We start from the raw sequence: 15,537 nt of genomic DNA on the forward strand, positions 1-15,537 counted from the left end.
AGCGAAAAGATTTGGTATTCGGCAAAGAGGTCACATTTCAAGCTTCACTTTGGCAAAAAAAAGAGGGGGCAGTGAGCCCCCGCATCACCCTTACCCCTATACCGCTCGCGGTTTACCCCAGAACGTAAATCGTGATGGTGCGAGCCCCCCACGCGTCCGCCTGTGAGAGAGAGGCCATGCAAATGTCGATCCGGTCACCCACGATGGCCGATCCCGTGTCAGCGGCGATGCACACGCCGATCCCAGGAATGTACACCCGCGATCCAAGCGGGATCACGCGCGGATCCACCGCGATGACGCCCGGTTCGGCCGGCACACCCGTGGCGGTCGTGCCACCCGCCACATACGCGGTGGCCACAACCGTCAACGCTTCGCGGATGAGCCCCGGATCGGGATTGGCCGATCTCGTGGCGAGCGTCGCCTGCACAGGCTTCGGTTCGGCCGTGCCAACCTCGACCACCGCATCGATGGGTTCCCGCACGATCCGTTTGACCACCCGCGTGGCAATACATTTGCCATCCCGATAGACGCGCGTCGTCTGAACTTGCAGCAACCCTTTCACACCGTGCGTCACGTACTGGACATGCCCTCGAAGCAGTTCAATCGTGGTGCGACGTATGGTCTGAAACGGTATATCCTGCGTCTCGGTGGTGGTCTCCGTCACGTAACTGTGAATCTCGATGGTCTCGCCTTGCCGAATCGCGTCGGTCGCCTTGACGTTCATCCGATCGTGCGGCGTGAGCTCGATGTGTTCGCCCTTTAAGAGCTCTCCCACGGTCTTTGCGAATGTAAAGACCGTTTCCGTCTTCCCTTCGACGTCCAAGGTCACTTCCTTGGGACTCTCGATGGTCACGATCTCGTTATTAACGACTGAGCTATCGAGCGCCGGGCTGACGCGGTCCCTTTTTCCGATGTGGACTCCGTGCTGCTCCATGAATTCTTCCAAGGTTCCGGTCGAAAACCCACGCAACACCTTGCGCTGCCCATTGTCTGACACCGTGATGGTCTTGTAGGTGCTTGCGACTGCCGTGCCTGCACCTCCAAAGCCCATGGCTGCAGCCGCCACGGCCGCCACCACGGCTTTCGACTTTGGTAGACGCACTCCCTCACCTCTTTCCGTTTTCTCCCTCACGGATAGGGGGTCGGGCTGCGGACAGTATAACGAGATCGCGGCGGGATTGCAAACCACGTTTTGTAAGCGCATTCGCCGCCGCTTTCTCGGCAGCCTGAAAGCTTGACTCTAGTCTATAGAAAAGGCTATGGCGGATGGACAGGAAACATGTCGACGCAACTGCAGAGATTTTCGCGCAAAATCGACAAAGGCGGCGCGATCGGCTTCACCGACCTCGCCGCCTCTCGAGCCGAAGCCCGCTTCACACGAGCGCCTGTCGCTCCGGGATCTGCAGGATGCCCGCCAGGCCCTTCGCCACCTTCCACACGTCCCCCGCGCCCATGGTCAAGACGAGATCGCCCGGACGCACACTTTGGACCAGGTACTCGATCACGTCATCGTGCGTCGGGATGTAGCGCGTGTGGGGATTGCTCATCCGCGCGATCTCGCTCGCGAGCCTCGCCGCGGACACGCCGTCGATCTTCCGCTCCCCAGCCGGAGAGTAGATGTCGCACAGGATGACCTCGTCGGCCTCTCCGAATGCCTTCGCGAATTCCTCGAACAAAAAGAACGTGCGCGTGTACCGCTGCGGCTGAAACACCGCCACAATCCGCCTGCCCGTGGACTTCGCCGCGGCGATCGTGGCGCGGATCTCCGTCGGATGGTGCGCGTAGTCGTCGACAATGAGTACGTCCCCCACCTCTGCCACCACCTGAAACCGCCTCTTCGCACCGTGAAACCTCGACAGCGCGCCTGCCGCGGCCTCGAACGAGAGCCCGACCTCCATGCAGACCGCGATGGCGGCAAGCGCGTTCAGAACGTTGTGCTTGCCGGGCAGAGCGAGCTGGAGCGTTCCTACAAATTTCCCGTTCACCAACACGTCGGACCGTGAGGCGCGATCGCCCAGTTCCACATGGCGCGCGGTGATGTCGGCATCCTCCGCGAATCCGTACGTCACGACTCGACACCGCGCAGCGGACCGCAGTTCGCGGAGCTTGTCGTCATCCGCGGACATCACCAAGAGGCCCTCCGACGGGATCTGGCGGATGAACGTCTCATACGCTCGCACGAGGTTCTCGAACTTTCCGTCGTAATGTTCGAGGTGATCCGGCTCCACGTTCGTGACCACCGCGATCGCCGGCCGATAGTGAAGAAACGACCCGTCCGATTCATCGGCCTCCGCGACGACAAATGGCCCCTTGCCTGCCTTCGCATTGTCCCCGAGATCCGCCACGACGCCACCGACAATGAACGTCGGGTCGAGGCCGTTTTGCTCCATCGCAAACGCGATCATCGAGGTCGTGGTCGTCTTGCCGTGGGCGCCCGTCACCGCGATGCCGACGCGATCGTCCATCAAGCGGGCCAGCATTTCGCTCCGGTGAATCACTGGAATGTTGAGCGCCCGCGCCGCCTGGAGCTCCACGTTATCCTGTTTGACGGCCGTGCTGTGGACGACAATGTCCGCGCCCTCGACGTGTTCCGGCCGATGTCCGTAGTACACCGTCGCCCCGCGCGAGGCGAGCTTTTCCGTCAGCTCGTGACGAGACACATCCGATCCCGATATCTGATATCCCAGATCCAGCATCACTCGCGCGATGGCGCTCATGCCGTAGCCGCCGATCCCGACGAAGTGCACATGTTCCGAACCGCGCACGCGCCTCACCGTCCTTTACTGCCATTCCTCTGCTCCAAGTGCAATGATAGTGTTCCGCGCCAACTCCGCCATATACAAATTTCCCCAGACCACAATCGGCTCCGGGTGATCCAGCGCCTCCTGAACCGCGTCTTCGATCGACGACATCACGTGAATCGAAAGATCAGGCCGAATCTCGCACGCGAGCGCCGCCAACGCCCGAGGGTCCGCGCCCCGCGGATGAGGGGAGCGCACCATCAGCGCGTCGCACGCCAAGGGCAGCATCTGAGCCAACATGCCCCGCACGTCCTTGTCGGCAAACGCCGCGAAGACCATGCGCCACCCGTTCGCGCCAACTCCTTTTCCCAGGCGCCGAAGCGCGCGGGCGAGTGTGCGCGCGCCTTCTTCGTTGTGCGCGCCGTCGATCACGACGAGGCGGCCGCCGACGTCAAACACTTCACATCTGAGCGGCCACCGCACGCGCTCGAGGGACGCCAGCGCGCGCTCCCAGTTCGCTTCGGCGATCCGCCCTTCACCGAGTTCGAGCATCGCGAGACTCACAGCGGCGTTCTGTGCCTGGTGCTCACCACACAAGCCCAGGCGAACGGACGGCGCATCGCGGAACAGTCCTCGATAGGCGCCGCGGAGGCGAACGCCCGCGCCCGTGATGGTGAACTGCACGTCTCGCCCGACGCTTACGAGCCTCGATCCCCTGCGAGCCGCCGTGCGCTCTATCACACGGTACGCGCCATCGGCACACGCGGTGACTACGGGCACGCCTGGCTTCACAATCCCCGCTTTCTCCCGCGCGATGTCGACGAGCGTCGGTCCGAGGATCTCGACGTGATCGTAGGACACGTTGGTAATGGCGGTCACGTGCGGCCACACCACGTTCGTGGCGTCGAGGCGGCCGCCGAGCCCCGTTTCCCAGACCACCCGCTCGACGCCCGCAGACCGAAACGCGAGCAGCGCGACCGCGGTCAGCACTTCAAACTCCGTCGGCGGATCGGAGGTATCGGACGCGCGACGCACGGCCTCGACGTGCTCGGCGAACTCCGGCTCGGAAATCGGCGCGCCGTCGATGGCGACTCGCCCATTGAAGCCACCCAGGCCGGGCGACGTGTACAGCCCGGTGCGGTACCCCAGAGCCGTCAGCATCGCCGCGAGCATCGCGCAAACGGAGCCCTTGCCGTTGGTGCCGGCGACATGATAGAAACACAAATCGCTTTCGGGATGATCCAACTTCGACAAAATCCGACGCATCCGGTCAAGACCGGGCTTCATGCCGAACCGCCGGAGCGTGCTGATGTAGCGAACGGCTTCCTCGTACTGCATGTGCGCTCCGCCCTTTACCCCTCGAGCGACGCCATGCGCTCCTCGACCGTCAGCAACTTCGCCCGATAGTCGGCGAGCTTCTCCCGCTCCTGGGCGACGACCTCCTGAGGCGCGCGATGGACGAAGTTCTCGTTCGCGAGTTTCTTCTCCAAGCGTTCGACCTCAGCCTTGAGGCGACTCGCTTCTTTCTTCAGCCGCTCGCGCTCTGCGTCCATATCGATGAGGCCGGCGAGCGGGATGTAGATCTTCGCCCCGGTGACCACCTGGACCGCGGCCTGCTTGGGCGCCTCGGTCCCGGCCCCCACTTCGACGCGCTCCGCGTTGCAGAAGCGGACGATCATATCCGTGACCTGGTCCACCACGCCCCGAACGCGTTCCGAATCGCACGCGATCACGATGGGTACGGAGGTCTTCGGCGGAATCTGGAGCTCCGAGCGCGCGTTCCGCACTGCGCGGATGACGTCCATCGCCACGCGCATCTGCTCCACGGCGCGCTCGTCCTCCGGCAGATCCGCCGCCTCCGGCCACGCGGCGTCGATCAACATACCTGTAGTGTTCGGCAGCGCCTGCCAGATCTCCTCCGTGACAAACGGGATATAGGGGTGGAGCAGTGCCAACACGCGCGAGAGGACGGTGAGAAGCACCGACTGGGTCTGCCGCTTCTTCTCTTCGCGATCGCCGTACAGATTGATCTTGGCGAATTCGATGTACCAGTCGCAGAACTCGTCCCACGTGAATTCGTACACCGCGCGCGCCGCCTCGCCCACGTCGTATTCCTCGAGCGCCGAGGTGACGCGGCGAATGGTCTCGCCCAGCCGGTGCAGGATGAAGCGATCGGCGAGATCGAGCGATTGCGCCTCGAGCGGCTGAGGCGAAAAGCCATCTTCCACATTCATCAACACGAATCGAGCGGCGTTCCAGAGCTTGTTCAGGAAGTTTCGCGCGCCCTCGACCTTCTCCCACGAAAAACGAAGATCGTTGCCGAGGACGGTGTTCGACGCCAACATGAAGCGGAGCGCGTCCGCGCCGTACTTGTCGATCACGTCCATCGGATCGATGCCGTTGCCCTTCGACTTCGACATCTTCTGGCCCTTCGCGTCCCGCAGCAGGCCGTGCAAAAGCACCGTTTGAAACGGCATCTTGCCCGTGAAGTGCACGCCCATGAACACCATGCGCGCCACCCAGAAGAACAAGATGTCGTAGCCCGTGACGAGCAGGCTCGTCGGATAGAAGCGGGCGAGATCGGGCGTATGCTCGGGCCATCCCATGGTGGAAAACGGCCAGAGCGCCGAAGAGAACCAGGTGTCAAGGACGTCCTCGTCCTGCTTCACGTCCGCCGATCCGCAGTGCAGGCAGTGGTCGAGATCGTCTCGGGACACGGACACCTGCCCGCACGACGCGCAGTACCAAGCCGGAATGCGATGGCCCCACCACAGCTGGCGGGAGATGCACCAGTCGCGCACGTTCGTGAGCCACTGTTCGAACACCTTCATGAACCGACCCGGCAGGAACTGGAGTTCTCCCCTGCGCGCGCGCTCCAGCGCGTCTCGCGCAAGCGGCTCCATACGAACGAACCACTGCTCCGACAGATACGGCTCGACGACGGTGCCGCAGCGGTCGCAGTGGCCCACGGCGTGATCGAGCGGCTCCTCTTTGACGAGATAACCCTCCTCGCGCAGGGCCTCGATCACCCGCGCGCGAGCCTCCTCGCGCGAAAGGCCGGCGAACCGCCCGGCGAGATCGGTCAGGCGCCCGTCCTGGTCGAGGCAGACGAGCGCCGGCAGACCATGCCGCTCGCCGACCTCGAAGTCGTTCGGATCGTGCGCGGGCGTGATCTTAAGGCACCCGGTGCCGAAATCCCGCTCGACGTAGCTGTCGGCGATGACGGGAATGGCGCGATTCGACAGGGGGAGCCGAATCGTCTTCCCTACGAACGACGCGTAGCGATCGTCGTCCGGATGCACGGCGACGGCCACGTCAGCGAACATGGTCTCGGGCCGGGTGGTGGCGATGACGAGATCGCCGGAGCCGTCCTCGAGCGGGTAGCGGACGTGGTACAGGACGCCTTGCTCCTCGACGTGCTCCACCTCGATGTCGGAGAGCGCGGTGCGACAGCGGGGGCACCAGTTGATGATGCGATTGCCGCGATAGATGAGGCCCTCCTCGTACAGTCGGACAAACACCTCGCGGACGGCGCGCGACAGACCGGGATCCATGGTGAACCGCTCGCGGGACCAGTCGCACGAAGCGCCAAGCGAACGGATCTGGCTGGTGATGGTGCCGCCGTACTGCTCCTTCCACGCCCAGACGCGCTTCACAAACGCCTCTCGCCCGAGGTCGTACCGCGACTTCCCTTCCTCCTCGCGCAGCGCTTGCTCCACGCGCGCCTGCGTGGCGATCCCGGCGTGATCCGTGCCGGGGACCCACAGGGTCGAATACCCTTGCATGCGGCGAAAGCGCGTGGCGATATCCTGCAGCGTGGTGTCGAGCGCATGGCCGAGATGGAGAACGCCCGTCACGTTCGGCGGAGGCATGACGATGGAAAAGGTCCCTCGGGCGCCATCGCGAGGGGCGAAGTGGCCACCGCGCTCCCACACCTCGTAGATACGCGACTCGACGGATTTGGGATCATACACCGTGGAGAGCGTTCGTTCGGTCATGTGAATCCTCCTCGTCTCATGGAAAAGAGCCCTCAGTCCTTCAGGACGGAGGGCTCCGCGATACCACCTGAATTCCCCGCGCTAAACCGCCCGGGGCACTCGAACATCGATAACGGGATGACCGGCACGGCTCCAGGACGACCTTCAAGCGGCCGGAAGGGGCGCGGTCTCAGCACTCTGCCCGCCCTCTCTGGACAACCGGCGACGCCCTACTCCTTCCCTTCTTCGCCTTGGCGTATGGGATCTGGTACGTATAGTACGCAACCTGGGAATTGGTTGTCAAGATTTCGGCCGCCGACCTCGCCCGCGGCGTTTCTTCTTTCGGTGGATGCGCACGCGCGGCCTCTCGTCCCCTTCCGCCCGCCGCGTTTCGGCCTCCTTCTGGGCTCGCTCGGCCGCAAGCTGGGCTCTGCGCCGCTCCGACCAGTCCGTGCTCCAACCGTACACCCATGCAAAGATCAGGGCGATGGCAAAGGTCATCGCGTTTTGCAAGAGGAAGGCGCGTTCCTCTCCGTGCGCGATGATAACCCGGGTCTCGGCGTAGCCGAGCGTGTACTGAAACAAAAAGCCCAACAGATAGCTCACCGCGGCCACTGCGAGGCCGTTCAGGCTCCGCTTCTCCTTAGCGCGCTGAACCACTGCGATGACGGCGATGAGCGTGCCGAGCTCAGCCGAGAAGAAAAACGAGTACTTGCCCCCGGACGCGTAGTACACGATGCACTCCAGCGCTGCGACCGCGACGACCGTCAACAGGTCGAACCGCCAGTACCAGCCGCGCCACACGCCCGTCTTCCAAGCGTTCGTTGTCGCCTCCAACCGACTTCCTCCAGACCTGCCGCGAATGTGGACGACCCTATGTTATCAGATTGAACGCCGTCTGCATACTCGGAGACCACTCCGTCCAACGGCCGCATATACATGTATCGGCTCAGTGAGGAGGTCGGCCCCGTGGGGTTGTTTCAAAACTTGCTCCGCTTCGTGAAGCTGCTGCTCGCACTCGCCATATTGCTGCTGTTCTTCCGCGCCATTTTCTGGCCAAGCGCGCTCGATCTCCTGATCCTCATGCTCTTGTTTCTCGTCTTCTTCCTCATGTTCATCGGCGTTCCATGACGGCGCACATCCACACAAAAAACGCGGGAACCGCGACCTCGGCCACGATTCCCGCCCGTTCCCTTGTGCATGGGTTGCTCAATTGAGTTGCACGACTTTGTGAATGGTCACGCGCCGCTCGGGCACCAAAAGCGCCATCCCAGGCTCCAGTTGTCCCTGAAGCCAGGGGTTGGCTCGCTCGAGCTCGCTCGGCAAACAACCACAACGTTCCGCCACGGTCTCCAAGGTCTCGTGCTCCAGCACGATCACGAAACGCAGCGTATGGCGCGGTTCAGGCGCGTTGAAGTCGACGAACGACCACAGCTTCTTGTTCTGCGGCTTTGGCGCCTCGCTCTCGTGGCGCGCCGCATCGCCCTGTCCGAGCTCGGCCGCACGCTCGACCGACACCTGCGCTTCGACACCGACTTCCTGCTGGGCGAAAACCTCGGCCTTCTCGTCCCGAGCCGACGCGAAGAACGAGACCTTCGGAGCCGGATCCGCCGCGACAACCTCCTGCTCCTCGCCCAGAACGTGGGTCTCGGCCCGAACCTCCGCGACATCTTCGGATCGCTCTGAAACGCTGGGCTCCTCCTGCGAGGTCGCGGGAGCCTCCGAATCCCTCGCGGCCTCGAACACCACGTCGTCCGCCTGATGCACGAATTCAAAGGAGGCCACGGGAGCCTGCGACGCCGACACCGGCGAGACGTCCGACGCATCCGCGGTTTCTTGAGATCCGTCCTCTCCCGTCACTTCCGCGGGCCCTGTTTCCGGCAAGAACCGGTCAAACTCGGCGAGATCGCGCTGAACGGATGGAGACGCTTCTTCCGCGCCTCCGGTGGATTCATCCGCGGGTTCCGCCCCACCGCGCGCCTCGCTCACCGCCTCGACCGCAGACTGGACCTTCACGCCCGGGTCCGTCTCCTCGTGCGCTTCGCCGCGCAACGCAGGCTCGAACGCCACGTCGGCTGTCACCTGGAGAGGGATGTCGTTCGCGGAGTTCCCGGCTCCTTCGACCGGGAACATCTCCTGGACTTCCTGAGCGCCGCAGCGGAATAGGTACCCCTTGGATCCGTTCAGCCCGTGCACCTCGAGCCAACCGCCCAAATGGAGCCACGCGTCGCCCGACACCTCAAGCTGTACGCCGGCGAGCCGGCTCTTGACGTTCAGCACCCCGGCCTGCTGCGCGGACACGGGCACGCGCAGCAAAAACGGAAGCCGCTGATGAACATGGACCACGTCGCCGCTCGACGCCTTCTGCACGTAGGCCGCGAAGACAATCGCGCCCTCAAGCTGGTACGTATCGCGGTCCTGATCGAACGCGACGATTTCCGTCGCGACGGTCGCATCTTGCACCACATCGCCGGAGGCGACTTGTTCGGCGTAGACTTCTTGATCGACCGGCAGCCGAATCAAGAGTTCGCGCGAAACTTCGGACATTCGAGCCCCTCCTCAAACCGCAGGATTCCACCACCAATCTATGTCCCGCGGCCGCGAGATATGTCGATGGGGGCGCGGTTCGAGAGGGCCATCACCGTCCAGTTTGCGCCTCACCGCCTCCGATTTGCGATGCGTGGAAAGACACGCTCCATGGCCTCGATGGTCTTCTCGATCTCGGCCTCGCCGTGCACCATCGACATGAAGCCGCTCTCGAGCTGAGCGGGCGCAAATGCCACGCCTTCCGCCAACATCTCGCGGAAGAAGTCGGCGTAGAGCGCCTGATCGCAGGCTTTCGCCGTCTCGAAGTCCACGATGGGGCCGTCATGGAAAAATAGACCAAACATCCCGCCAATGGCGTGCCCCGTCGCGGGCAAACCGTAATTCGAGGCGAGTCGGCAGAACGCCTCCACAAGCCTGCGGCCGTACGACTCGAGGCGCTCGTACGCGCCTTCGGCCGCCGCCCGCTTCAGCATGCGAAGCGACGTGAGACCTGCCGCCATGGCAAGCGGATTCCCGGAGAGCGTGCCCGCCTGGTACACCGGGCCCTCGGGCGCGACGAGCGCCATGAGGTCTCTGCGCCCGCCGTAGGCCCCCACCGGCAACCCGGCGCCAATGACCTTGCCGAACGTCGTCAGATCCGGCAGCACGCCGAACCGCGCCTGCGCCCCGCCAAGGCCGACCCGAAAGCCCGTGATCACCTCGTCGAAGATGAGAAGGGCACCGTGGCGGCGCGTGATCTCGCGCACGGCCTCCAGGTACCCCGGCCGAGGCAGCACGCACCCCATGTTGCCCGCCACCGGCTCCAGGATCACGGCCGCGATCTCGTCGCCGCGATCGGCGAACAGCTTCTCCATGGCGTCCGCGTCGTTGTAGGGCACCGTCAGCGTGCGCTCCGCCACGGACGCAGGCACGCCGGGAGAATCCGGCAGGCCGAGCGCAGCCACGCCCGATCCGGCCTTGACCAGAAACGAGTCGGCGTGCCCGTGGTAACAGCCGATGCACTTGACGATGGCCGTCCGCCCCGTGGCGGCGCGGGCCAGGCGGATGGCGCTCATGGTCGCCTCGGTGCCGCTTGAAACCATGCGCACCTTTTCGACCGAGGGCACGAGCTCCACGATCTCCTCCGCCATCTCCGTCTCGAGTTCCGTGGGTACGCCAAAACTCGTCCCGCGCGCTGCCGTCTCAGCGATCGCCCGCACAATGTTTGGGTGCGCGTGGCCCCAGATGAGCGGCCCCCAGCTCATCAGGTAGTCGATGTAACGGTGGCCGTCGATGTCGTAAAGGTACGGCCCTTCGCCGTGATCGGCGAAATACGGCGTGCCGCCGACCGCGCGGAACGCCCGGACGGGCGAATTCACGCCTCCCACCAGCACCCGCTGCGCCCGTTCAAAGGCCTGCTTCGATCGCTCCCCGACCATGTCCACCCCTCCTCAGCGCGCCTCTTCCCGCAGCCAGCGGAGCACGTCCGGCGCGTGATACGTGAGAATCAAGTCTGCGCCCGCGCGCTTGAACGACGTCATCATTTCCATGACGACCGCCTTTTCGTCGATCCAACCGTGTTGAGCCGCCGCCTTGACCATGCTGTACTCGCCGCTCACGTTGTAGGTCGCGATAGGCACGTCGAACGCCGCGCGCAGGCGAGCCGTGACGTCCATGTACGCGAGCGCCGGTTTCACCATCAGCATGTCGGCTCCTTCTTCAAGGTCCGATCTCGCCTCCCGCATCGCTTCACGGCCGTTGGCAGGGTCCATCTGGTAGCTCTTGCGATCGCCGAACTGCGGCGCCGAGTCTGCCGCTTCTCGGAACGGGCCGTAAAACGACGACGCGTATTTCACCGCGTACGACAGGACAATGACGTCCTCGAAGCCGCCCGCATCGAGCGCCTCGCGAATGGCCGCGACGCGGCCGTCCATCATGTCGGAAGGCGCCACGATGTCCGCGCCCGCCTGCGCGTGCGACACGGCGGTCTTGGCCAACAGCTCAAGCGTCGGATCGTTCACGATCTTCCCATCCCGGACGAGGCCGCATTGGCCAAGCGGATTGTACTCGCACAGGCACACGTCCGTGATGACGACGAGATCCGGGTTTTCGGCCTTGATGGCGCGGATGGCCTCCTGCACCACGCCGTGCTCATGGTACGCGGAGGAGGAAAATTCGTCCTTCTCGCGCGGGATGCCGAAGAGGATCACCGACTTCAGCCCCAGTTCTGACAGCGACGCGATCTCCCTGCGCAGCGCGTCCAGCCCATAGCGCGAGACGCCCGGCATGGACTGGATGGGCGAGGTCCCCCGAAGGCCTTCCTCGACGAACATGGGATACACGAGATCGTCCGCGTGGACGCGGTGTTCCCGGACAAGATCGCGCAGATACGGTGTGCGGCGCAGGCGCCGGTGGCGGCGAAACTGGCTCATGTCGATCACGCTCCCAAAGGATACAAAGTCTCGAGATGGTGAATCAGCGCTTCATGCGAAGGCTCGGCCGGAGGTTCCAGGTGTTGAATGCCCAGATGGTCGAGCGCGCGGGCGGTGGTGCCGCCGAACGGCAGCCACGTGAAACGCCCGGGCGCGAACATGCGGCCGCTCGAGGGATGCGCCGCGATGGCGGACACGGCGGACGGGCTGAACAGGACGACGATCTCGCCCGAGCGCTCCGCCAATCGATCCGCCGCCTCCGTCCGGAGGACGGTGTCGTACACGGTCCACTCGGTCACCCGGCGCCCCGCACGGCGAAGCTCCTCGGGCAGCACCTCGAGGGCCAGGCGCCCGCACGGGAAGATAAAGCCGAGCGACGGTGGACACACCTCGACGAGCCGCTCTGCGAATTCTTGCGCGCCGCGCACGCCGGGAAAGTGCACGGCGTGCGGCGCGACGGCTCGGAGTTCCCGCCACGTGGCGGATCCGAGCGCAAAGGCGGCTGGCGCCGCCTGAAGCCGCGCCACCGCCGGTGCGTGAGACGCGAGGGCCCGGACGGCCGCGGCCGACGTGAACACCCACGCGTCGTCGCCCGCCGCGACTTCTGCGAGCTGTGAGACAGCCTCGGCGAGCGGCACCGTCTCGATGAGCGGCAGGTGTTCCGCGCGAAAGCCGCGATCGCAGAGCGCCGCGGCGAGGGCGGCACCGCGATCGCCGGACTGCGTCACGATGACGCCCGGTCGCGGCATCTCAACCACCTCGCCCAGGTTTGAGCCAGTCCTCGGCGCCCTGGCGAAGCATCTCTTCGGCCATCGCGACGCCGAGCGCCCGCGCCTCGTCCCCCGTTCGCTCAAGCTGCAGGTGATGGATCCCGGATGGATCGGCGACAAACGCGATGAGGCGCAGCTCGTGCCCCACGGGCTCGGCGTAGGCGCCGATGGGCACCTGGCAACTTCCCTCGAGCCTCGAGAGAAAGGCGCGCTCCGCTTCTACCGCGCGTGTGGCATCTGGATCTGCGATGGCGGCCAGATGGCGCATCACCTCGTCGTCCTCGGCTCGACATTCAATGGCAAGCGCGCCCTGGCCCACCGCGGGGACGAATCGATCGACGGGGAGGTACTCCGTGATCCTCTCCGCAAGCCCCAGGCGGTGCAGCCCGCTCGCCGCGAGCACAATGGCGTCAAACTGCCCCTCCTCAAGCCGCCGGAGCCGCGTGTCGACGTTGCCGCGAAGGGTCTCCACGCAGAGATCCGGCCGGAGACGGCGGAGGGCCGCCTGTCGGCGCAGGCTGCTCGTCCCCACGCGAGCTCCTGGCGGCAGATCGAACAGCCCTTGGCCCGTCCGACTGATGAGGGCATCCCTCGGATCTTCGCGGGGCGGCACGGCCCCGATGGTGAGGCCGTCGCGCAACTCGAAGGGGACGTCCTTCAGGCTGTGCACCGCGAGATCAGCCTGCCCCGTGGCAAGGGCATCCTCGATGTCCGCGACAAACAGCCCCTTGCCCCCCACTTCGGACAGCGCTCGATCCACGATCTCGTCGCCGCGCGTCCGGATGGGCACGAGTTCAAACTCGACGCCGTGCGCCACCTGCTTCAAAAGATCCACCACATGGTTCGTCTGCGTGAGCGCGAGCGCGCTCCGCCTCGTCGCGACTCGTAAGGTCCGCAACCAACCATCCTCCCTCGGGTCATGGCAGCCTTCCGCCGACAAACAGCAGATTGGAGAGCACCACGACAAAGCAGATGACCTGAAACACCATCATGGCACGCGTCGCAACTCTCCGGCGCATGCGCCAGACCAAGTAGCTGACATATAGCATGAGGCAAAACGCAGTCACCATAAACTTGGGCCATGTCAGAAGCCATTGGTGAAGAACCCTATCGCCCCACCAGAGTCCAGTCACCATGGCGAGAAACAGCAAACCTGCCCCCGTCGCGCTCGCAAACAGCGCCAGGCTGTCGAGCGTGGCGAGCGAAGGCAGGTGCAGATACCAGCGGTCGAACAGGCGCCGGCGAAGGCGCTCCTCAAGCACGAGGTGCATGAGCGCAAACGAAAAGCTGAACGCAAAGGCCGTGTCCCCGAGCACCGCCAGCGCGACGTGGAGTGCGAGGAGGCTCGACGCGGGAAGAAACGGCGCGCTCGACTGCGCCTGCAGGCCTCCCGCCAGAAGCGCCAGGCCAAAACCCACGGCGTTCAACAACAAGGCCACCGGGCTCGACGCGCCGCCGCGCCCCATCGCCACCGTGACGGTGATCATGAGCCACGCGATGAACAGGGCGAGATCGCCACGAGAGTAGTCCGCCGCGCCACGCAGGGAAGCCAAGCGCGCGAGAAACACAGCTGTAACGAGTGCGAAGGCCGCCACAAACAACCCATAGCCGATGCGCGGAGACGAGGGCCGCGCCTGCGCGAAGGACCAGCCCGACCACACGAGCGCCAGCGCATACGCGACCATGCTCAGGACATACCATGTCCCCATGTCCATCGCTCACCCTAGGAGAGCGCCGGCCGCCGGGCAGCGTCGGCCGCATAGGAAGAGCCTTGTCCCCACTCGACCCGAACGCGGTTGTGACTCGTTTCCGGCTCCAAGCCAAACAGCGCGGCGAGCGTCTCCGCGTAGCTTGGATCGCCCGACTGCAGCGACAACTCCTTGACGTTTTTCACCGGCTCCCGCAGCAGCTGGTGAACAATGCTCATCATGTGCTTGTGAATGACCTTCTGATCCCGCTCGGTGAGGTGCGGGAGTTTGCGAAGGAGACTCGCCATCACCTCGCGCTCGATGGCCTCCCCCCGTCGGTGAAGCGCGGCAATCACAGGCACGACCTCCTGCTCCGCCAGCCACTGCGAGAAGGCGCGCACGCCCTCGTCGATCATCGCCTCCACCGCAGCCTCCTGACGAGCCCGCTCCTCCAGATTCGCTGCGACGACACCCTCGAGGTCGTCCACGTCGTACAGATAGACCGACGTGGAGCTCGACACCTCGGGATCCACGTCGCGCGGCACGGCGATGTCCAGGATGACAAGAGGGCGACCGCGGCGTGACATCATCGCGCTCGCGACCATTTCCCTGGTCACCACGTAGCGCCCTCGGCCGATGGCCGTGAGCACCACGTCTGCATGCGCTAGTGCCTGCGCGATCCCGTCCTCGTCGAGGGGGCGTGCGCCACCGCCGACTTCGGCTGCGAGCGCCTGCGCCCTTTCCAGCGTCCGATTGAAGATGAGGAGCGACTTCGGCTGTTGCGCGCCGAAGTGGCGCGCGGCGAGTCCGGCCATGTGACCGGCGCCGATCACGACGACCTGTTTGTCGTGAAGCTCCCCGAGCACCTTGCGCGCCAACTGAACAGCGGCGTAGCTCACGGACACGGCTTCTCGCCCGATGGACGTCTCCGTCTGCGCTCGCTTGCCCACATGAATGATTTCGCGGAATAGTCGGTTGAATACGGAACCTGTCGCGCCCTCTTCCAGCGACAGGTGATACGCGTCTCGCATCTGGCCCAGGATCTGCGTCTCGCCAAATACGACCGAGTCAATGCCGCAAGCGACCCGCATGCCGCGCCGTACCGCGTCTTCCCCTTCACGGACGTAGGCGTATCGCCAGAGCACGTCTCGATCCACGCCGGTGGTTTTTGCGACGGCGGCCAGCGCAAAATCGGAGCCCGCTCGTGCGCTCGGGCCGAGGCCGTAGATCTCGAGACGGTTGCACGTGGAAACCACGACACTCTCCAACACGGTGCGCGAATCGCGGAGCTGCGTCAAAACGTGACGAACCTCGGCTTCACCGAGGCTCACGCGCTCACGCAGTTCCACGGGCGCAGTCTTGTGGCTCAGTCCCACGACGAAGATGTTCACGCACCTCACCCC

13 protein-coding genes are annotated in these 15,537 nt (G+C 64.7%); 1 reads left to right on the plus strand and 12 read right to left on the minus strand.

All coding sequences use genetic code 11. The features are described from left to right. Positions 1 to 112: 112 nt before the first annotated feature. The 5 genes from AACI_RS09005 to AACI_RS09025 form a co-directional block, all read right to left on the minus strand. Positions 113 to 1,102 carry a 3D domain-containing protein gene (locus tag AACI_RS09005; RefSeq protein WP_012811130.1) on the minus strand — a complete coding sequence of 330 codons (990 nt, stop codon included), beginning with the start codon at positions 1,100 to 1,102 and terminating at the stop codon, positions 113 to 115. A 271-nt stretch (positions 1,103 to 1,373) separates the two neighbouring features. Then, positions 1,374 to 2,765, minus strand: coding sequence for a UDP-N-acetylmuramate--L-alanine ligase (gene murC, locus AACI_RS09010; RefSeq protein WP_012811131.1), 1,392 nt, complete (start codon positions 2,763 to 2,765; stop codon positions 1,374 to 1,376). A gap of 15 nt (positions 2,766 to 2,780) precedes the next feature. Continuing rightward, complete coding sequence (locus AACI_RS09015) at positions 2,781 to 4,079, minus strand: bifunctional folylpolyglutamate synthase/dihydrofolate synthase (protein ID WP_012811132.1); 1,299 nt, start codon at positions 4,077 to 4,079, stop codon at positions 2,781 to 2,783. Between the two features lie 14 nt (positions 4,080 to 4,093). After that, positions 4,094 to 6,739 (minus strand): valine--tRNA ligase, encoded by a 2,646-nt coding sequence (locus tag AACI_RS09020; protein WP_012811133.1) that lies wholly within the window; start codon positions 6,737 to 6,739, stop codon positions 4,094 to 4,096. A 279-nt stretch (positions 6,740 to 7,018) separates the two neighbouring features. Continuing rightward, complete coding sequence (locus AACI_RS09025) at positions 7,019 to 7,555, minus strand: hypothetical protein (protein ID WP_012811134.1); 537 nt, start codon at positions 7,553 to 7,555, stop codon at positions 7,019 to 7,021. Positions 7,556 to 7,687: 132 nt separating this feature from the next. Between AACI_RS09025 and AACI_RS16590 the strand changes: the two genes are divergently transcribed. Beyond that, a complete protein-coding gene (locus tag AACI_RS16590; protein WP_012811135.1) occupies positions 7,688 to 7,849 on the plus strand; it encodes a hypothetical protein in 162 nt (53 codons plus the stop codon). A gap of 78 nt (positions 7,850 to 7,927) precedes the next feature. Here AACI_RS16590 and AACI_RS09030 read toward each other — a convergent pair whose 3' ends face one another. The 7 genes from AACI_RS09030 to hemA form a co-directional block, all read right to left on the minus strand. Beyond that, entirely contained in the window at positions 7,928 to 9,265 is a 1,338-nt protein-coding gene (locus AACI_RS09030; protein WP_012811136.1) for a hypothetical protein, read from the minus strand. 110 nt (positions 9,266 to 9,375) lie between these two features. Then, positions 9,376 to 10,683: a glutamate-1-semialdehyde 2,1-aminomutase gene (gene hemL / locus AACI_RS09035; RefSeq protein ID WP_012811137.1), complete on the minus strand. Its 1,308-nt coding sequence runs from the start codon at positions 10,681 to 10,683 to the stop codon at positions 9,376 to 9,378. A gap of 12 nt (positions 10,684 to 10,695) precedes the next feature. After that, the gene (gene hemB, locus AACI_RS09040; RefSeq protein WP_012811138.1) at positions 10,696 to 11,676 is read right to left on the minus strand and encodes a porphobilinogen synthase; all 981 of its coding nucleotides are present in this window, start codon (positions 11,674 to 11,676) and stop codon (positions 10,696 to 10,698) included. 5 nt (positions 11,677 to 11,681) lie between these two features. After that, positions 11,682 to 12,425, minus strand: a complete 744-nt coding sequence (locus tag AACI_RS09045; protein ID WP_012811139.1) for a uroporphyrinogen-III synthase — start codon at positions 12,423 to 12,425, stop codon at positions 11,682 to 11,684. 1 nt (position 12,426) lies between these two features. Further along, positions 12,427 to 13,344, minus strand: coding sequence for a hydroxymethylbilane synthase (hemC, locus tag AACI_RS09050; protein ID WP_012811140.1), 918 nt, complete (start codon positions 13,342 to 13,344; stop codon positions 12,427 to 12,429). 19 nt (positions 13,345 to 13,363) lie between these two features. Beyond that, entirely contained in the window at positions 13,364 to 14,155 is a 792-nt protein-coding gene (ccsA, locus tag AACI_RS09055; RefSeq protein ID WP_245530520.1) for a cytochrome c biogenesis protein CcsA, read from the minus strand. 14 nt (positions 14,156 to 14,169) lie between these two features. Then, positions 14,170 to 15,525 (minus strand): glutamyl-tRNA reductase, encoded by a 1,356-nt coding sequence (gene hemA, locus AACI_RS09060; RefSeq protein WP_012811142.1) that lies wholly within the window; start codon positions 15,523 to 15,525, stop codon positions 14,170 to 14,172. Positions 15,526 to 15,537 lie beyond the last annotated feature (12 nt).

Origin of the sequence: Alicyclobacillus acidocaldarius subsp. acidocaldarius DSM 446, from assembly GCF_000024285.1 — a bacterium.
GTDB classification, from domain to species: Bacteria; Bacillota; Bacilli; order Alicyclobacillales; family Alicyclobacillaceae; genus Alicyclobacillus; species Alicyclobacillus acidocaldarius.

What these genes read in the sequence shown, in the direction of transcription:
- AACI_RS09030 (WP_012811136.1), bottom strand. Translation starts at nt 9,265, where the DNA reads ATGTCCGAAGTTTCGCGCGAACTCTTGATTCGGCTGCCGGTCGATCAA.
- AACI_RS09045 (WP_012811139.1), bottom strand. Translation starts at nt 12,425, where the DNA reads ATGCCGCGACCGGGCGTCATCGTGACGCAGTCCGGCGATCGCGGTGCC.
- ccsA (WP_245530520.1), bottom strand. Translation starts at nt 14,155, where the DNA reads ATGGGGACATGGTATGTCCTGAGCATGGTCGCGTATGCGCTGGCGCTC.
- hemL (WP_012811137.1), bottom strand. Translation starts at nt 10,683, where the DNA reads ATGGTCGGGGAGCGATCGAAGCAGGCCTTTGAACGGGCGCAGCGGGTG.
- hemB (WP_012811138.1), bottom strand. Translation starts at nt 11,676, where the DNA reads ATGAGCCAGTTTCGCCGCCACCGGCGCCTGCGCCGCACACCGTATCTG.
- AACI_RS09020 (WP_012811133.1), bottom strand. Translation starts at nt 6,739, where the DNA reads ATGACCGAACGAACGCTCTCCACGGTGTATGATCCCAAATCCGTCGAG.
- AACI_RS09015 (WP_012811132.1), bottom strand. Translation starts at nt 4,079, where the DNA reads ATGCAGTACGAGGAAGCCGTTCGCTACATCAGCACGCTCCGGCGGTTC.